Below are 19,917 nucleotides of genomic sequence, written 5' to 3' on the forward strand. Positions count from 1 at the left end.
ATTATTATTGTATAGGTTTGAAATAATCTTCAAAAACAAAAGGTGCTTGATAAACATAAGTGGCTACGGCTTGCATCACGGCAAACAACAGCAGGAATATTTTTCCGTATTTGAACCTGCAAAAAATAAAGGGTAACATATAAATTTCAGAAAAAGAAAACGCCGTTGCAAAACGCCCGCTCAAAATGGCAAAATCAGCAAAACCAATGCGGAAAGCCAGCCCTAATGTAAACAACACAAAAAAGACTACAAACAGTCTGTTTTGATAAATCCGCTGGTTAAGAACGCTGAAAATCAACAAAAAAGTTAAAAACGCTTTGATGTTAGGCAACCTGAAAAGCCCCACCTCAGAAGCGTATTCGACTGACCTTGAATAGGTTTCAACCCTACTTGAAAAACTAATCAGTAAATTTATCAACAGTGCTTTTGAAATAAAAACAAACAACACCAATGCCACAAGGCAAAGAATACGGAATTTACTGACCGACAGCTCTTTCTTTGCCAACAGAAACGCAGCCGTCACCCCCACCGCAATCACCGGAAGTGCCACCTGATGAAACGACACTGCCAGTAAACTTAACAAAACAAATTGCAATGAAAACCGATTGTTTTTTTCAATGAAAACGGCAATGGCATAGAGTGCCAAAGGCGTGGCAAGCCCTTGCCGTATCTGCATAAACTGCTGTAATAAAAAATAACCCGATGACAAATACAACAACGCCACGAGCATAAACTGAGCCGACACTTTCTCTGACGTTTTATAAACCACATACAAAGTTAAAAACGAAAAAATGGCAAACAGCAAAAACCTTGAACCGGTAAACAAACTGATAACAAGGCTATACCAGCCAAAACCAATTTCCATACCCGTAACAATGTAGAACTTAACAGGATTGAGTAAATCAAGTTTTTGAACACTTTTGAAAACATCGTAATAAACTGCCGTGTCACGCGTTGCCCCCCGATTGCCCACAATACAGGCTATGACCAATGCCACAAAAAAATAAATCAGCGCATTTTTCTTGACCCGAATTTGCATCTGTGTTATTGTTTAGTTGTGATTAAGTGAATGTTTTTATCATCGGAATAATAATCATCAAATAAGTTTTTTACCAAACGATAATATCCGTCGGGGTCAATGGTTGTATTTTTTTCAAAATCCACAATTGCTTTGACCGCTTGCTCAACGTCAATATTTCCTGATAGTTTCAATTCGTAAGTCTGCAAATTGATTTTTTCGTTAAAATCACCCACCGCATCGGTGAATATGGGCAACAACCCTACTGCCAAATATGAATTCATCTTGGTGGGCGTTGCCACGTAGTTTATCACATCGTGTTTGCGGATTAAAAAACCGTATTTGTGTTTTGACAGTTCTCTTTCCAGTTCGGCAAGCGGAACATATTTTACTTCAAAATTTTTTAGTTCGTTTTGCCTTAAAATATGATTTGCTTTTTCGGTTTCGGCGGTTAAAACGGTTAATTTACAGTTTTCAATTTTTTCTTGAACGCCTTTGTAAATGGCTATCATTTCTTCAAAACACTGCCATTTGCTCAGACTTCCGGCATAAACAAAAGTAGGGGTTTTGTAACGATTTTCCACAAAAAAAGGCTCTTTCAGCAGGTGTTTGTTGTAACAAGGTATGATAATTGCTTTTTTTGCAATCGATACGGGATATTTTTTTTCGTAATGCTTCAACATTGCGTTCGAAACCAAAAACAACCACTTTGAAAACCGCAACACGAACATTTCCATCAAACATCGGGCGTAATAAAACAATCTGCCGGGTTTGTTAAGGCGGGCTTCTTCGGGTGAAACGCCTTGTACCCAATGAATTACTTTTGCACCTTTGAGCAAAAAAACCTGCACAAACGGAAAAAGCTCAATGGTCAAAACCGTATCGCCCCGATTGATTTCTTTCAGATATTTACACCGAACTGTTGAGCCTCCCGATTTTTTGATGGCTCGCTCGATGAGTTCCACGTAATATTGCGTGGCATCGTTTAAACTATCTCGGTTAGGAGGCAGAAAAATTTTGATATTTTGTTTGCTAAACAAAGATGATTTCATTTTAAACAGTCTTCAAAAACCCAACAATTTTTTCACACGCCTTGCCATCGCCGTAAGGATTGTGCAAAGCACTCATTTGGTTGTACTTATCGGGCTGGGTGAGCAATTGTTGGCACGCTTGCACGATGCGTCGTTTGTCCGTCCCCACAAGGATTACGGTTCCGGCTGTTACCGCTTCGGGGCGTTCGGTGGTGTTACGCATCACCAAAACGGGCTTGCCCAAACTGGGGGCTTCTTCCTGCACACCGCCACTGTCAGTAATTATCAAATACGAATAGTTCATCAGCCAGACAAACGCCGGATATGCCAACGGAGCAATCAAATGAATGTTCGAAACTCCCGAAAGCAACTCATAAACAGGTTTTTGCACGTTCGGATTCAGATGTACCGGATACACAATCTGCACATCGGGATTATTCAGAGCAATTTCTTTAAGTGCCTGACAAATAGCTATGAATCCTTGTCCGTGGTTTTCCCGCCGATGCCCCGTTACTAAAATCAGTTTTTTTGAGGTATCGACAAGGGTTTTCAGTTGCTCAATTTCAGCATCTTCAATGTGTTCCACTCGTTCTACGCTTTCAAGCAGGGCATCGATAACAGTGTTTCCGGTTACTAAAATCGTTTCGGAAGGTACGTTTTCAGCCAACAAATTTTGTTTTGAGGTGAGTGTAGGTGCAAAGTGATAATCGGCAATTCGTCCGGTGATTTGCCGATTGATTTCTTCCGGAAAAGGAGCGTGTTTGTCAAAGGTTCTCAGTCCTGCCTCAATATGGCAGACCTTCGAACCCGCATAAAACGAAGCAATAGCCGCCGCCATTGAGGTGGTGGTATCGCCGTGCACAAACACATAGTGTGGTTGAAAATCCTCCAAAACCGCTTTCAGCCCCGTGATGATATCAGCCGTGAGTGTGTATAAATTTTGATTGGGCTTCATCAAATCTAAATCATAATCGGGGGTTATGCCAAAAAAAGCCAACACTTGGTCAAGCATTTGCCGATGTTGTGCCGTTACGCAAACTTTGGTTTGGAACCCGCCATCGTTTTGAAAAGCCTTGACAAGTGGCGCCATTTTAATGGCTTCGGGACGCGTGCCGAATATCAGGAGTATTTTTTTCATCGTTTTCTTTAATTTATTAAAGTTCATTATTCTTTCGTTCTTTTCCTTAGATGAAAAGAACCAAAAATCAAGGCTTTGGATTTGGACATACTCTGCTCCAAGCATTCGCAGACTATGCTAAAAATCAATTTCATTCCACTGGAAATCTCCAAACTTGCTCCCTTACGGTCGCTTCGGACAGTGGATATTTCCTGCGTTTCATTCATTGATTTTTTTAACGCTTCGTCTCCAGTGTCGATGATTCACTCTTGAAAAACACACTGACAAGAGCCACAACTAAAAAGGTGTTTTTTCATCGTTTTCTTTAATTTTTACGTAAACAAGTGTGTTTTGGACGTACCTTTGTCAAAGTTTGGAACTTTGACAAAGGTTTTTAAGAAACGGCTATTTCGGAAACGGCCGTTTCGGAAATATAGATTCTTTCATTTTATTCTTTTTACTAAATGAAATGCACCTCACTCAGCACATTATCCTATTGGTTTTCTACAAATCATCTAAACTCCAAGTATGAAAATGATATTGATAATCTCGCAATTGCGGATTTAAGCGCAATACCTCATACGCCTTTTCCTCCAACATTCTTAGGCTTATGTTCTCTTTTTTGCGTTTTATTTCGGCAAAATCAATGGTTTTATGCAAATCATTCACGGCAATGAAATCAATTTCGGTTTCGCCTTTCCTGTCCCAAAAACTACCAATTTGCGTATATTTTCTTGATTCAACAGCACGGGTTCTGAACATTTTTTCAAGCATCAGTCCGCTAAATGTTGTGTAATCACGCTCAATGATTTTGATAAGTTGCTCATACGCCCCAATTTCAACAATGTAACTATACTTATAAATAAATCGAAACCAAAATGTAAGGAAATTATCTTCTAATGTATATTTTACATTTTTGGTTTCACTTTTGGCAAAGATAGGTGTATTTTTCTTTATCAAACCTAAGTCGCGTTCCATTTTGGTTAAATAACCGCCAATTTCTTTTTTCAGTAGGTTTTCTATTTCGTTTCTAGAATTTTTCCCTTCGGAAATGGCTGATAAAATACTGAAATAAGCGCTGTACTCTTTTCCAAACTCCTCAATAAGTAAGTTTTTCCCCTCAGCAATAAAAACCGAGTTTTCATCAATCATTCCTGCAACCATTTTATGCTTGGTTGTCCAACCGTTATCCATAAAAAGTTGTACATATTTGGCTACGCCCCCCGTGAAACTGTACAGTGCCAACAGGTCATCGGGTTGAAAATACGGGTTAAAATCAGATAAAATTTCTTTCAGAACCGTGGTTTCAAAAGTTTTGAGTTTAACAAAATGAGTTGCCCTGCCAAATAAAGGTTCTTTGTTGTTTTCAAAGATTTTGTGCATTAATGAAACCACTGAACCTGAAACAACAAGATTTAATCGGGCTTGGTCTTTGTTTAAGTCCCAAATGCGTTGTATATCACTGTAAACCGAAGGATTTATACTCAAAAACTCTTGAAATTCATCAATAATTAAAGTAATGTTTTGCTTATATGACAGCTGAACAACATATTCAAACAATGCTGAAAATGAAGTTACTTCTCCCAAGATAGGCACACCTAATTTTTGGCTCACTTCTTGCTGAAAATCACTGCACAAAAGTATTTCTGACTTTTTGGCAACAAAAAAATACAAAAACCCACTATGTTTATAGGCTTGCAGCAAAAGATGTGTTTTCCCGATTCTTCTTCTGCCAGTAACTACCGTAAACTGGGCTTGTTGTTTTGCTTTTTGGGCAACAGTAAGCAACCTCTCAATTTCTCTTTCCCGATTATAAAATTTCATAAGCATTTATTTTTAAGAAACAGTCATTTCGGAAAAATATCGTTTTCCTTATTTACTGGGTTTTATCTTTTTGTACAAATCAAACAAATTTTTGTACAACCAAAAAGGCAATGCGTTGTATAGTTTATAAAGCTTTCCTTGCTTTATTTCAGGTTCTTCAATAGCGGTTTTTAAAAATGTATTCCACTGATTGAGTTCTTCTTTTGCCAAGTCATATTGCAGATGTGATAAAACAGAAAGTATATGTTCATTTAAAATTGTAAATCCTACAACATCCACCAATTGTCCTGTAATTTCTTTTTCTTTCTTATATAAAAATTGAAAGACATACTTATAATGTTCTCTGTTTTTTATACTTCCTACCATACTCACGCTTTGCCCTTCCCTACCAATGTAATACCTGTAAACGGGTAACTTATAGTACTTAAAACTTTGAGCATAAAGACAAGGTATTTTTGCGTAAATTGTATCTACGTAGAACATTTTTTCAGGCAATTTTAAGTTACTTTTCTTTATTAATTCCAACTTAAACGTTTGTCTTGCCATCGCGAACGAGTTAAGATCTGTTATAACATTATACACATTACCTTCATTTTCTTGTAACGGCATAAGTTCCTGTCTGTTTTCAAACACATATTCCCGAACATAATCCGTAAGAACCACGTCTACATCAATGTTTTGCAATTTTTCTAAAAAATCAGTAAAAGCCTGTTTATCAAACCAATCGTCAGAGTCTAACACCTTAAAGTATTTTCCGGTTGCCAGTTCAATGCCTTTGTTTATGGTGGAACCGTGTCCGCCATTTTCTTTTTCCACAACAATAAACGTGTCGGGATATCGCTCCGCATATTTTCCCGCCACCGCAACAGAATTATCAGGGCTGCCATCGATGACAATCAACACCTCCAAAAGAGGTAAAAATTTTTCCACGATGAGCGAGTCCAAGCATCGGGGCAGCAGTTTTTCGGTGTTGTAGGTAGGCACTACAACAGTTAGTAATTTTTCTCTCATTATAAACGTTCGGCTAATGTTTTTGCTTCTATGATATTATCCTCGATGGAACAGTACGTCCAACTTCCGTATCTCCCGATGGAATAAATGCCGTACTGCTCTAAAAACTGTTTTTTATCTAAAACATCTTGCACGGAATGCTGATTGATATGCACATAAGCGGGATTCATCACAAGGCTTTCATAATCAATTAATTTTTGATTTTCAGCCAAAAAGCCTGCTTTTTTTAAATCTTCCAAAACTTTTGGCAACCACGCCTGTGGTTGTATTTTTTCATTTTTTCCAAATCCAAGTTCAATGTACATAGACATTCTGTCTTGTGATAAAATATTGTCATAAAATCCGATTCTGTAAAAGCAATATTCTTTTTCAGGAAAATAAACCCAGTGATTTTCAGTATCTTTTCCTTTGGTATCGAATCCTAAATTGAATACTAAAACCTGATTCCAGTTGTAAATTTTGCTATCATAATCCGTATTCGAAATATCCAACAACTTCGGGAAAGGCATTGTGGAAATCAGCCTGTTGTAGGCAATGATTTCACCGTTTGAGCAAAGCACCGTTTTAGCTTCTTTATCTATTTTTATAACGGATATATTTTTTTGTATTTTGTCGGGGTCTACGTTTTTAGCAATGGCGTTAATATATTCAATAGCACCTCCTTTCGGATACACGAAACTGTTGTTATATGAATTGTTGTGCTCCGATTTAAAATTTTTGATAATATCTTCTTTTTCGGCATACGGAAAAAACCGCCCCATAGCGTCTTTATCCAGCGTGTTGAGGTCGCACGCATATAATTTAGTATTGTATGGAATCAAGAATTTTTCGGCAATACCTTTCCCGAACTTCACGTACAGCATTTCTTTAAAGGTTTCATACGACTTTTTTTCAATGCTAAACAAATCATACAAACACTCAATCAGTTCTTCTTTTGACAGCTGATGAATATTTTTTTGAAACGGATAGTCTACCAAAATATCTTTGTATTTGATACAGGTTTCTTTAATAACGCTTACCAATTCATTTTCAGGGATTCCACCCATTACCAAACGTTCAATTTCTTTATTTCTGAAATGAAAAAAATGCCCCGAATAATCCCACACAAAACCGTTTCTTTTGGTGGTTTTGCAGTAGCCCCCTATTTTTTCATCACCTTCAAGTATCCGATAATCGTTCTTGCAAAAAAGCGCATAACTCAAACCCGTTACACCGGCTCCAATAATTAAATCCATAGTTTTACAATATTTTGACGTTTACTTTTTTTTGTATGATGTATCGCAGATAAAAGACCTCTGCAACAGATGACAAGGTAAAGGAAACTGCCAATGTTAAAATGTTATCAGTAATCAACAAACCCAAAAACAACACAACAAAAACCGATACCATCGCCACAATTTGATTATTTAATATGTATTTATCCAATCCCATAGGCACTAATATCAAACTACAATAACAACCTGCCAGTAAAAAACCATATAATGAAAAACTCATTATTACCACAAGCGGGAAAGCATCCTCCATCTGCCCCTTGCCCAACAATGCTATCACATAAGGAGACAACAATATGGTAATCAAACAAGCTATTATGGCAATGGCACTCTCTATCGTCAATATCTTTTTAACCGCCTGCAAATTAAAATCAATCATAATTTTAGGAAACAATGCCCCGTTAATACTAACCAGTATAGCCATCGGAATCATAATGACCTTATAGGCTAAATCATAAATTGCCAAATCTGCCATACTAAAATATAATCCCGTAATAATATTAAGCGTTTGTAATTTCACCACCACGCCAACACTGGTATAGAAAAAGTAACGTGCCTTCATTATGTACTGTTTAACCCGTGCCACAGACACTATTTTGACTCGGAGTTTCTCCTGCTTTAAAAGATACACAAATGCAATAGCCGCCCCTGCTACTGTAGAGCTCGTCATTATAAAAGTAAACAAAGTAAGATCAGAAGGTACTTTTACATAACGCCATATCAACACAATTGATAACATTTTTATCACAACCTGCACATAAGTTATGACCCTCATTTTCTGTATTGCCTGAAAATACCACGACGGAAGCAGTATATTTGCCACCGTACCCAAAAATGCAATCAAATAAATAGTAAACTCAGCTCTTAAAACAGGTATTGTGGCTATCAATGTCATAAAAACAAGCAATGACACAAGCTCCAAATACAGTTTAGAAGTAAATATTGCCGAAAATGCCTTCGACTTTTTCCGTACATTATTGATGTTCAATGAAATTTCCCGTACCCCCAATGAATCAAATCCAAAAGAAACGAATGTTATAAAGTACTGAACAACACTCATCACAAAAACATAAGTCCCATACGAATCTTTTCCCAATGCCCCAATAACCAAAGGATATAACAACAATCCAAACAATGAATTGAGTATAAAAAGCAATGTCATAAAAAAATAATTTTCAATTACTTTTTTATAATTTTTCAATATGGTTATTATCGTTTGTGCCCTTTGTAACATTTTATCACAGGTCTTTTATGTTTTTTACACAACTCGCAAAATCACACTTTATACCTTTTTTCTTTCTGCCTGCAAATATACATAATTTCAGGCACATTCCAATGAAATTTACAAAACCTTTAACACCCGTAAACCAACAGACAAAAGCAAACCACCAAACGAAAAGAGCATCACTGCATTGCACCTACCTTTTGTTGTCTTTGGAAACGTTTTTAAACGTTTCCAAAGATTTTCAGCCGTGTTTTTCATATATCTTTTAACATAAAAGAGGGCTGAGGTATTGCCCTTGAAGTTGTTAATGTAAATTCCCATTTCAAAAGCAATACCGTCAAACCCTCAAAATTAATTCATTACAACGATTGATTAAATCGTTACCCCTTTACCAGCTTTGCCAAGCTCTCCAAAAGCTGTTTGTCATCTTTTAGGGCAATTTTCGCCACGGCATAACAGGTTCGGCTCCACTGAACCAGTTCAGCAAAGGCTTGGTCTTTCTTTTCGGTGGCATTTTGGCGCTCGCCTTTCTCGCGAATGTAAGCCGAATAAGCACCGACCACCTCTTTCACCTTACCTTGTTGTTCTTTTACGTGTTCCAAACGCAACTGCATCGCTTCCAAAGCTTTCAGATGCTCGGGTTGTGCTTCCAGCTGTGCATAAAACCGCTCGGTTTCAGTTATCCAAACCGAATAAATGCGCGCTTCGGGTTTATCAACCGCCAACGCTTTGAGCACGTCATTTTTTCCTTTAAAAAACGTGCGCACCTTTTGCCGGTCAAATACATACACCTTGCGCAAATCATCCAACTTGGCACTGTAAACCGCATACGCTTGCGAGCTTTCGGCATTTTCCTTCTTGGTAAGGTCAAACTGTTCTTTGGCTTTGTCCAACAACGCCTGCCCTTCTTGTATTTTGGCTTCGTCATAGGTGTAAGCCTTCATTTTTGCTGCAATTACCGGTTGGTTTCTTAAATTGTCTAATAAAATACCAACATCTTGCAAAAATTTCTCCTGTGGAAATCGAGTTTTTGTCATTTTTATTTATTTTTATGTTATTACGAACTCATAAACCGGCAAAACAACTGCTGTTTGCCTATGTTTTTATATATTTTTGAACTACATTTGCATCTTTTCAACCTACAATCGCATCTTTTCAAGTTGCAAGTGCCTTATCTCTGTCTGCTATTCTGTTTTTTGATTTTACAAAGTATCTTTCAAGAACGTTTTAACCGTATTTTTTGCTTCCGAAAGAGGCAACGAAAGTGTATGGACTCACTGTCATCAGCAAATGTAAACAAATACAATCATTTTTCAAAAAAAATTATAAAATCTTTAACAACCTAAGGCAACTCATTATTAGGAAATTAAACCAATTCGTCTTTTTATAGCTAACCCAAGATAGTTTGTCGCACTAATTCCCCCTTTGAAGGGGGGGGGTAGGGGGATGTAAATTTTAAGAAAACATCCTCCATCCTTCCCCACATACCCTGCTTTCGCAGGCTTCCTCCTTCAAAGGAGGATTGTGAAATGCGACAATTTATATACAGTTAGCTATAAAAAACAATACGCATTCGCCCCCTGTTTTAGCTCACAACACATACCTTTGGCAAAGTATTAAGTATCTTCAAAGATTTTTGAGGGTGTTTTTTGTTCGTTTTTCTGCTTGCAGACACGTGTGTCTTACCTTTGGCAAAGTTGGCAACTTTGCCAAAGGATTTCGGGGAGTGTTTGGCAATACTTAAAACGTTAGCAAAGGGGTTCGGAGCAATTCAAAAACTAAAAACCCCGACAATTGTCGGGGTTTTTGATATTTATTTCGGCTCTCCGGAAACGTTTGCCATTGGTTTGGCTCTCCTTCCCAAAATAGTTTGCCGCACCAACCTCTCCTTTGAAGGGAGTGAGCGAAAGCAACGAAGCAATAAAGGGAATATCATACTCCAAACGCTTCAAACAACCGCAAACAAACTTGCTTTGCTCAAACATTTACTCCTCCAAGACCGAAAACTCGGCACCGCTGGCAAAATCTTGATTATAATGCTGGCTCAGTGCCGTAAATCGCACGTAACGGGCTTTTACGGCTTGGTCAAAAAGGATACGTTTTTGTTCGGCATTGGTGTCAAAAGTTCCTTTGTGGATTTCCGTCCAATTTTTTCCGTCTAAACTTACCGAAAAACTATATTCTTTGACCTTGCTGCTCCAATTGTCGTGCGGCAAATAAGTAAATCCTTTGACGGTACGCACTTCGCTCATATCAAAATCCACCCAATGCGGATATTTTGCCACCGTAACCGAGTACATCGTATGCCAGATGGTGGCGGGGTCACCGTCGATAAGGTTTTGAGCATCGCCACTACCCGATTCTTCACTACTTGCCGAGAGAACACGCATCGGCACGTTCTCCAATCGGTCAAAAGTCATCGTTATTTTTGATTCGGGTTTACCCTCAAACCAAGCCGTCACCTTACCGCCTTTTCGCAACGGAACGGGCAGGTTGTAGCGTACCGGTTTTTTCTGATTATCGATGGTATAAACGATTTTGGCAAATGCATCAGCCGATGTCAGGCTCACATTTCCGAAGTAATCACGAGAAATAGAAAGCGGAATATCACCCGATGATTTTACTTGTGCCATTGCTCTATGATTTCCACCACTTACGGGACGAATCATAAAACCCATTACGTGTGCACCACCCGCCACAATGCGGTCTTTCGGCAACGGTGCCCCCTGTCCGCAACTATTTCCGCCCAAACCGGTTACGCCCAAATCCAAATGCAGGTACGTATCCTTCGCCTCAGGCAACTCGTGCGGATGCGGAGCCAGTATCATATCGGTAGCCGTATGTTGCAACGCCGAAGCCGACATCGGTTGGTTCGGAACGAAAATCGCTCCGTTGCCGTGATTATCCGTAAGTGAAATCCAACGCACTTCTTCGTGGTTGCCCATATCTTGCGGTTTGGGGAAGTGCACAAATTCGTCTTTCACTTTGCCCGAAAATTGCTCGATAAACGCCCCCGTTTTGCGGTCGTTGTAATTGTCGTGTTTTCCGCGTCCGTAATAGGTTAGGTTTTCATATCGTTGCGGAATCGTCATCATATAACCGAGTCGCGGAAGTGTCAGCCACAAATCATTAGATGTAATGGCAGCCTGCAATTCAACACTTCCGTCAGGATATATTGTATATATCTGATTGGTAGTGAATTTAAAATCTTTTTCGCCAAATTTTTTGTCGGTCAGTTCTTCGATTTTATTTCTGCCCGAACTTGTTCCGCCGTGAATTTTAGCCGCATTGGGGGCTTGCGAAACCACCGTAAAATACACAGAAACCGAGCCGTTTTTGTTCTCTACAATTCGGTTGGAAACGGCATTGTGCTTCAAGTTATGCAATCCTTTTTCAAACCATTTTTGATAAAACCAGTTGTCGTTATTAACAAACGCGCGCAACGCATTGAGTTTTGGTCCGTTTCCGTTTTCAATGATGGTTTGGTTTCCGTATTGCAGACTAAAAATAGTTCCTGTTTTTGTGTCGAATTTTGCCGTAAAGCCGTTGTTTTTCAACACTTTTAGATTTCCTTCATCTGATAGTTGAATTTTACTTCCTTGGGCAACTTCCGTAATAAAAGGTCTTTGCGAAGGTGATTTCAACAAAAATTGTTCTTCGGCTTGAACATATCCTTTTGAAGCCCAAGGTTTGTCCTCTTTTAATTTGAATTGAATTTTTAGGAAATATTCTGCAGTATATTCCAAGCGAGGCTCTAATTGGGAAATCTTGTACAACGGATTCTCAAAAACCTTTTTAGTGCGAGGCGGAATATTGCCAATAATTAAAGGCATTGTCCGATATGGCTTTCCGTCTTTGTACATAATACAATCTACCTCATAATCAGATAAATCTTTAAAATAATTTTTGTTGAAAATCTCAATTTTATATCCTCCTTTTGAATTCGAATTGTATTCATTTCCTTGTTCATCAACCAATCGAATTCCGATGTACTGATACACCTTTTTTACCTCGTAATATTGCGGTTTTGGGGTCATATCGGCAAAGATAATTCCGTTCATAACAAACTGACCGTCATTAGGATAGTCGCCAAAATCACCACCGTAAGCAAAGTAACGTTTGCCGTCTTTGGTGTAGTTGTACATCGATTGGTCAATCCAATCCCAAATCGCCCCGCCGCAGATAAAATTGCTCGACTCAATGGCTTGCCAATAATCCACCAAATTCCCTACGGCATTTCCCATCGAGTGGGCGTATTCTGAAATATGAAACGGATACTTGATTTTGTGCGTGCCTGCTGCCGCTCCTTTCATCCAAGCGATGGACGGATATTGGTTTGAACCGATGTCTACAATATCGTTATTTCGCTCATACTGAACGGGTCGCGACGGGTCAAATTTTTTCAACGCATTGTAAGCCGTTACGAAATTTTTGCCCGGTCCGGCTTCGTTCCCCAGCGACCAAATCACAATCGACGGGCTGTTTACGGTGGCGTGAGCCATTTCCAACACGCGTGCCACGTGGGCTTTTTCCCATTCTTTGGGGTGCGACAGCGATTCTTTTCCGTAGTAATATTGGTGCGACTCAATGTTGGCTTCGTCTTCCAAATAAATGCCGTATTTGTCGCATAAATAGTACCAATACGGAGCGTCGGGGTAGTGCGAGTTGCGTACGTGGTTGATGTTGGCACGTTGCATCAATTTCACTTCTTCTTCCATTTGTTGGCGGGTGATGGCGTGTCCGCGTTCAGGATTGGTTTCGTGTCGGTTTACCCCTTTGAATTTCACGGTTTTACCATTTACATAGAAATAGCGTCCTGCTTTGCCGAACTCGTCGTCTTCGGCTTTGGTGTCTTTGATTTCCACTTTTCTAAAGCCCGTGTAAGTCGAAACGGTTTCTATCACGTTGTTTTTCTTGTCTTTAAGCTGAGCCACCAACACGTAACGATGCGGAAATTCGCTTGACCATTTTTTCGGATTTTCTAACGGAAATTTCGTTTTTACCACCGATGATTTTTGCGAAGCCACATTAAACGAGGTTGAGAAAATCGGTTTGCTAACTTGCGTATTTTCATCGGAATAGAGTTTATTTTCGTAAAGCGAATATTCGATTTTGTAGCCCTGTGCTTGTTTTTTATCCAGATTTCGGATTTCTGCGGAAATATTCAGTTCTCCATTCCGGTAGTTATCATCTAAATCAGGAATCACCTGTAAATCACGGATTTGTACTTTCGGCGTAGAAGTTAATGCCACCGAACGGAAAATGCCCGCCAAACGGAACATATCTTGTGCTTCCAAAAACGAACCGTCGGAATTTCGGTACACTTCCACCGCCACCGTATTTTTGCCTTTTTGCAGGTATTTGGTGATGTTGAACGCCGCCAAATTGCGCGAATTTTTTGAAAAACCGACGTATTTTCCGTTTATCCAAAGGTAGAAAAACGAATCCACGCCATCGAAATTGATAAACACCTCGCGGTTTTTCCAATCGAAAGGCACGACAAACTCCCGTCGATACGAACCGACTTCGTTGCGGTAAATGTATGTCGTCCAATTTGTTGGAGGGGTACGCATTACGCCTTTTCGCCAGTCGTCTACTTTGCGTTCGTGGTAAAAAATCACAGGCTGATTCACGTAAATCGGTACGCCGTATTGGAGCGTTCCGTCTTTTTGAATGCCGTAGATATTCCAGTTGGACGGCACGGGGATTTCCGCCCAAGTGGTAACGTCATAATTGGGTTTGTAAAACTCTTTGGGACGCTCCTCGGGGGTTTTCACCCAGTGGAATTTCCAATTTCCGTCGAGGGAAAGATGGTATTTTGCGTTTTCGGGCAACACTTTCCGTGCCGATTCGGTGTCGGCAAACGAGAAAAAATAGGCTTTGGGTTGCTCTTTGTTCAGCGAGAGTTCCTCCACCGATTCCCATTCCTTGCCCGTGGGATTTTGCACATCGCCGTAAGCGTAGCCCGAAAGCGGTTGTTGAGCAAAAGCAACATCAGCAAGTGCCAACATCGCCATAAAACTTCCTTTTTTAATATGTTGTAACATAACTCAGTTGATTAAAAAACAATTGGCACAAAGGTAATAAAAATTTTGTCGGTTTCCAATATAAAACACGACAAAGCCCGAAATTTTTAGTTATGTTTGAAGATTTAAAGCGTTTGAAAGTTTGAAGTTCAAAGTTTCCGTTTATTGTACAACAAAAAATCCCAAAAGGGAAACTCTCGGGATTTTATATGATTTAATTTGATGTTATTTTGACCATTGTTTTACGATGTTGGCAATGTCCATCACATACTCGGCATCGTTAAAACCTGCACCGCGAACGGCAGGATGCCACGTCCAAATATAAAGTTTTTTGCCTGTATCGTAAAAAACATTTCCCCAATCGGTGCGTTGCTCTTCGGCTTGTAATAAACCTTCAAATAGCTCTTTATCATAGAATTGCAAGGTGTTACCAAAGATAATTACATCGGCATCACACAGGTGGATTTGTTCTTTTAGTAATTCTTTATTTCGGTTGTAATGATACTGAATTGTATCAACTTCCGAAACGCTGTCACCCGGTGATTTTTTGATATTTACATAGGCAATTTCTTGCAGACACTCAAAGGCTTCCTCTTCATTGGCATACGGAATGTCGCTCCACTGACTATCCCTCAAAATGGCGTACGAGGTGTAAATGACACGACGCAAGGTGACATTAGCTCGTGAAACTTTTTTGAGCCAGTCTGTTTTTTGGTTAAATTCCTCAATAAAACTCCACGACGAACTGCCCACGGGTTCTTTCAGTAGCCACAAAATACGATGTTTGGCACGTAGGTATTTTTCAGGATTGATAATCCCATCAATAACATAATGTTCGTTATGTTCTTGGGCTACTTGTTTGATTTTCTCTGTTATTTCAGATTGTTTTTGATGTAAAATTTCTGGTGTCATCATTTTCTTTTTTTATAATTACTGTATTGGTTTAATTTTATTTGCATATTCTTTCCAGCCTTCTGCCTGTTTATACATATCTACACTTTGGGCAGGGACGTATATGGATTGTAAATTAGGGCAATTCATAAATGTATGTTGCGTAATTTGAACCTGATTCCCCTCTATGGTAACAGAAGTTAGGGCTCGGCAATTCCCAAAGGCAAATGGCCCTATATATTTTACACTACTAGGAATTGTTATGGTTTTCAGTGATATACAGGATTCAAAAGCATATTCTCTTATATTGATTATGCTATTGGGAATAGTTATAGATGTCAAAGCACTACAAGCTGAGAAAGCATCATTAATCTCAGTCATTTTATCGGAAAGAGTAACGTGCCTTAAATTTATCAACTTATTATAATAGACTCCACCCACATATTTAATTTGTTCTATATTCTTTGACAAAATAAGAGTAGTTAAATTAGTATAATCAATAAATGCATCTTTATTTATTTGTGTAACACTTTCCAACTCAGGATATCGGTTCATATCAAGATATTGTATATCTAAATTCACCCATACTAATAATGTTTTTTTATCATAGCTAAGTGTATAATCATCTTTTGAAGGAGCTATTTCCGAAAGTTTTTTTAACTCTATAAAGTCTGTCCCCCAACCATTAACTGTTTTAACTCCGTATAATTTTCCACTTTGAAAGTCAATATACCAATCACCTACTTTACCAATATCGTTAGTGGGGACATTTATTCCTGAAAGAATTTTACTTCCGTCAACACCATCAGTTCCCGAGTTTCCTTTTTCCCCAACATTCCCTTTTTCTCCTTTATTTCCCGTTATTCCTTTTAGATTTACGGGCATTCCCCAACCTTGGGTAGTTTTAGCTCCGTACCAATTGACAGTTAGCATATCAATATAGTAATCCCCAAATTATTGTCAGGAATACCGTTACCTGTAATGATAGTACTACCGTTTTTACCATCTTTTCCATCACGACCATCCTTGCCATTAATGCCATCCTTTCCGTTAATACCATCTTTACCCGCAGAAGCTTCTTTGGAACAACCTGCCATTAATAATAAACTTACCAGAATATAATAAAATCGTCTCATATTTTTATTCTTTTAAGGGATTGCTTTAACAATATCTGTACGAAAGCCTTCTATATTTATTTTTTTATACGCATCTACACTACCCATAGGCACAAAAATACTTTCTAACTTGTCTGTATTACCTAGAACATAAGCACCCATTGTAGGAGGCGTAGTTGCTTTTATGGTGATAGAAGTTAATGAAGAATACTGAAAAGCACTCTTCCCTATTCTTTCTACGCTATTAGGAATGTCAATAGATATTAAAGATTTACAATGGTAAAAAGCCCAATCTTCTACATTATTAACATTGTTAGGAATAGTTATTGATTGAAAAGAACAAGACTGAAAAGCTCCTATACCGATCTCTATTAAACTATTAGGCAAAGATACCGAAGTCAAAGATTCACACACATCAAAAGCTTGCCTTTCTATATGTGTAACTCCCTCAGGAATTACAATTGAAGTTAAACCAGTTCCAGCAAAAGTATATGGTTCTATTTTTGTTATTTTATTTGGTAGTATAGCCGAAATTAATGAAGTACAACGTTCAAAAGCATTTTTTCCTATTCTTTCTACACTATTGGGAATATTGATAGAGGTTAAACCACTGTTTTGAAATGCATAACTTCCTATGTGCGTTACCCCATCAGGAATATTGATCAATGTTAAAGAACGACATCCTGCAAATGTGGCACTGCCTATACTTCCTACATTATTAGGTATATTTATGGATTTTAAGGAAGTACACCCTTGAAAAGCATAGCTCCCAATATTAGTCACACTATTAGGTATATTAATGGAAGACAATGAAACACACCCCTGAAAAGCACTATCCTCTATGCGTTTTACACTATTGGGTATATTAATGGAAGTTAATGAAATACAACCTTTAAATGCATTCCGTTCGATTGTAAATAAACTATCAGGCAACGTTACAGATTGTAATCTTTTTAAATTTTCAAAGATTCCCGAATTTATATGTTTTACATTTTTAGGAAGTATGATAGAACGCAATCTTGTAAAACCTTTGAATACATCACTGCTTATAATATATACATTTTCTAATTCGGGGTATTTAGTCATATCAAGGTCTTGTTCGTTAAAATTTAACCAAGCTATTATTACTGTTTTCTCGCTGTCAAGCAAGTAGTCATCAGAGCTTGGTGGAGACGAAGGTGATTTTTTCATTTCTATAAAATTTGTTCCCCACTCTGTATTGTTTTTTGGCCCGTATAGTCTTCCTTTTTGGGTATCAATATACCAGTCGCCTATGTTCCCTAAATTGGCGGTAGGGGCGGTTGTTCCGTGAAGAATTTTATTTCCGTCAGCTCCATTAGCTCCCGTATTTCCTGTTGCTCCCATATCTCCTTTATCACCCTTTTCACCTTGTAATCCTTTTAAAGAAACAGGCGTTCCCCAACCTTGGGCGGTTTTAGCTCCATACAAATTGGAAGTGGTTCGGTCAAAATAATAGTCCCCCACATTTCCTAACTCAATATTAGGAGCTCCGTTACCCGTGATGATAATATTACCATTTTTCCCGTCTTTTCCGTCACGCCCGTCCTTGCCATCGACACCATTTTTCCCGTCAATACCGTCTCTTCCGGCAGGTCCTTCTTTGGTACAACCCACTGTACCCATTGCCAATAGTAGTGCTACGGCGTACATTACGATTTTTCTCATTTTTCTGTAAAATTAAATCATTAAAAATCCCTACTCTGTTACAGGCTTTTCGGGTTTCGCCTTTTTACATCCCCGCTCTACGAGCCGCCCCTTCAAAGGGGCATTGGGGTGAACAGGTTTTCAATGAACAAATAACAATGTTATAATTAACAATTGTTCATTATTCACTGTTCATTATTTCATTGTTTATTACCAAAAAGTCCTTCGGAATACTTTTTAGCGATTAAATATAACCTTTGAAATCAAAATTACCACCTCTGAGGTCATAATTTTAACCCAAAACACCTTTTAAATGACCTTTTACACTCTTTTTATGACGAAAAAGACACTAATTACCACCTCTGAGGTCATAATTTCCACCTAAAACACCTTTCAGAAGACCTTTTACACCCTTTATATGATGAAAAAAGGTAGTATTTATCATCAAAAAGGTATTTTCGACCATTTCCAAAGTCTTCCGTACCGTTGCGGTGGTGGTTTGTTGGGTCAAAAAGGTCTTTTTGAGGGCTTGCAAGGTGTTATGAAACATCAAAAACCTACTCGGAAGACTGATTTTCATCTTTCGGCTCGGAATTTTTGCGATTTTTTGTGAAAAACTGCTTCAATTCTTTGTTTTTTTGCTCAAAACCAACGGCATTTGACCCCGCACGAAAGCCCGTATAGGCATAATCGTTCAAAGCGTCTTGGTAATTGTCGTAATCGTGAAGCGTTTTGGCGTTTTTCAGCCGAAATACCAGTCCTTCGAGGCGGTTAATCATCAGCTCGTAAACCGAACGGCTTTTAAAATCACGGAAAAATTCGTCCCAATCCACATCGATGCTTCGCAATTGGGGTTGCGAAAGGGCAAAATCATTTACTTTGTTGATAAATAGCTTATTTTGCTCATTTACACGTCCGTACCGATTGCGGTCGTCCGAGGTTAAGTTCACTTTCAGCACCTCTAAGGCTTGTTCCAGCTGGGCGAGTGCTGCATTGGCGGCTGTGATTTGCTCATCGGTCAAATGCACGTTGTTTAAATTGCTAATTCCCATAGTATTACTAATTTATTAATTGATTTTTAGCCGAATTTTAAAACACGACAAAGCCGATTACGAGCAGAATGCCCATAATCGGCTTGGTATGCCACGCTTTGCGTAGCAAAATTGTATTTCGTTGTAAAAAAATTAGTTACAAAAAGTTGTATATGTGCAGAAAAAGTATATACACAAGCGGAAATACTTTTAATTAAAGCATAAGAAAGGCGTTGCGTTGCGTTGCGTTGCGTTGCGTTGCGTTGCAACTGCAATTTGCAATGCAAATATACAGAAATTCAACGAATTATGCAAGTATTTTGTAATAAAATCCATACCGTTTAGCGTAGTTTATATGTGATTTTAGTTGCAAATATATACTAATTTTTCTATATATAGAACGGTGTAAATGTTAAATTTTGTAGGTCAATATTTTAAAAATCACATAGGTACACAAAAGACAAATCGTTCATTCTAAAATAACAAATTGATTCATAGCAATTTATATTAAAAAGATTTTTTTCCAAGTGGTAATGGTTTTGTTGATTGAAAACAATCCGAACAAAAGCACACGAAAAAGCAAGACACCTCTGTCTTGGATAAATTTAAAGCGTAAGGGCGTTTCTTTTATAAACTCCCAACGGAAAAGATTTTTACCCACGACAATTTCAAGCATTTCGTTCGCTTACTGT

18 protein-coding genes are annotated in these 19,917 nt (G+C 38.4%); all 18 read right to left on the reverse strand.

The annotated features are described in order from the left end of the window. Positions 1-4: 4 nt before the first annotated feature. Positions 5-1,039 (reverse strand): EpsG family protein, encoded by a 1,035-nt coding sequence (locus tag Q4D72_RS00180; protein ID WP_303075383.1) that lies wholly within the window; start codon positions 1,037-1,039, stop codon positions 5-7. A gap of 5 nt (positions 1,040-1,044) precedes the next feature. After that, positions 1,045-2,070 (reverse strand): hypothetical protein, encoded by a 1,026-nt coding sequence (locus Q4D72_RS00185; RefSeq protein ID WP_303075384.1) that lies wholly within the window; start codon positions 2,068-2,070, stop codon positions 1,045-1,047. 1 nt (position 2,071) lies between these two features. Beyond that, positions 2,072-3,187 (reverse strand): non-hydrolyzing UDP-N-acetylglucosamine 2-epimerase, encoded by a 1,116-nt coding sequence (wecB, locus tag Q4D72_RS00190; RefSeq protein ID WP_303075385.1) that lies wholly within the window; start codon positions 3,185-3,187, stop codon positions 2,072-2,074. A gap of 26 nt (positions 3,188-3,213) precedes the next feature. After that, entirely contained in the window at positions 3,214-3,393 is a 180-nt protein-coding gene (locus Q4D72_RS00195; RefSeq protein WP_303075386.1) for a hypothetical protein, read from the reverse strand. 277 nt (positions 3,394-3,670) lie between these two features. Then, entirely contained in the window at positions 3,671-4,990 is a 1,320-nt protein-coding gene (locus Q4D72_RS00200; RefSeq protein WP_303075387.1) for an ATP-binding protein, read from the reverse strand. 48 nt (positions 4,991-5,038) lie between these two features. Then, the gene (locus Q4D72_RS00205) at positions 5,039-6,001 is read right to left on the reverse strand and encodes a glycosyltransferase family 2 protein (protein WP_303075388.1); all 963 of its coding nucleotides are present in this window, start codon (positions 5,999-6,001) and stop codon (positions 5,039-5,041) included. Then, complete coding sequence (locus Q4D72_RS00210) at positions 6,001-7,236, reverse strand: NAD(P)/FAD-dependent oxidoreductase (protein WP_303075389.1); 1,236 nt, start codon at positions 7,234-7,236, stop codon at positions 6,001-6,003. Before Q4D72_RS00210 ends, Q4D72_RS00205 begins: the two co-directional genes overlap by 1 nt. A 4-nt stretch (positions 7,237-7,240) precedes the next feature. Beyond that, the gene (locus Q4D72_RS00215) at positions 7,241-8,506 is read right to left on the reverse strand and encodes an oligosaccharide flippase family protein (protein ID WP_303075390.1); all 1,266 of its coding nucleotides are present in this window, start codon (positions 8,504-8,506) and stop codon (positions 7,241-7,243) included. A gap of 371 nt (positions 8,507-8,877) precedes the next feature. Then, complete coding sequence (locus Q4D72_RS00220; RefSeq protein WP_303075391.1) at positions 8,878-9,534, reverse strand: hypothetical protein; 657 nt, start codon at positions 9,532-9,534, stop codon at positions 8,878-8,880. A gap of 741 nt (positions 9,535-10,275) precedes the next feature. After that, positions 10,276-10,482, reverse strand: a complete 207-nt coding sequence (locus Q4D72_RS00225) for a hypothetical protein (RefSeq protein WP_303075392.1) — start codon at positions 10,480-10,482, stop codon at positions 10,276-10,278. Then, positions 10,483-14,514 (reverse strand): glycoside hydrolase family 2 TIM barrel-domain containing protein, encoded by a 4,032-nt coding sequence (locus Q4D72_RS00230; RefSeq protein ID WP_303075478.1) that lies wholly within the window; start codon positions 14,512-14,514, stop codon positions 10,483-10,485. A 234-nt stretch (positions 14,515-14,748) separates the two neighbouring features. Further along, a complete protein-coding gene (locus Q4D72_RS00235) occupies positions 14,749-15,438 on the reverse strand; it encodes a hypothetical protein (RefSeq protein ID WP_303075393.1) in 690 nt (229 codons plus the stop codon). Positions 15,439-15,453: 15 nt separating this feature from the next. Then, positions 15,454-16,347 (reverse strand): leucine-rich repeat domain-containing protein, encoded by an 894-nt coding sequence (locus Q4D72_RS00240; protein ID WP_303075394.1) that lies wholly within the window; start codon positions 16,345-16,347, stop codon positions 15,454-15,456. Further along, the gene (locus Q4D72_RS00245; RefSeq protein WP_303075395.1) at positions 16,341-16,550 is read right to left on the reverse strand and encodes a hypothetical protein; all 210 of its coding nucleotides are present in this window, start codon (positions 16,548-16,550) and stop codon (positions 16,341-16,343) included. The genes Q4D72_RS00240 and Q4D72_RS00245 overlap by 7 nt, the downstream gene beginning before the upstream one ends. 12 nt (positions 16,551-16,562) lie before the next feature. Next, complete coding sequence (locus Q4D72_RS00250; RefSeq protein ID WP_303075396.1) at positions 16,563-18,215, reverse strand: leucine-rich repeat protein; 1,653 nt, start codon at positions 18,213-18,215, stop codon at positions 16,563-16,565. A 328-nt stretch (positions 18,216-18,543) separates the two neighbouring features. Further along, positions 18,544-18,774 carry a hypothetical protein gene (locus Q4D72_RS00255; RefSeq protein WP_303075397.1) on the reverse strand — a complete coding sequence of 77 codons (231 nt, stop codon included), beginning with the start codon at positions 18,772-18,774 and terminating at the stop codon, positions 18,544-18,546. After that, a complete protein-coding gene (locus tag Q4D72_RS00260; RefSeq protein WP_303075398.1) occupies positions 18,752-19,246 on the reverse strand; it encodes a hypothetical protein in 495 nt (164 codons plus the stop codon). The genes Q4D72_RS00255 and Q4D72_RS00260 overlap by 23 nt, the downstream gene beginning before the upstream one ends. A gap of 481 nt (positions 19,247-19,727) precedes the next feature. After that, positions 19,728-19,901, reverse strand: a complete 174-nt coding sequence (locus Q4D72_RS00265) for a hypothetical protein (protein ID WP_303075399.1) — start codon at positions 19,899-19,901, stop codon at positions 19,728-19,730. Positions 19,902-19,917 lie beyond the last annotated feature (16 nt).

The organism is Capnocytophaga sp., from assembly GCF_030532915.1.
Classification (GTDB): domain Bacteria; phylum Bacteroidota; class Bacteroidia; order Flavobacteriales; family Flavobacteriaceae; genus Capnocytophaga.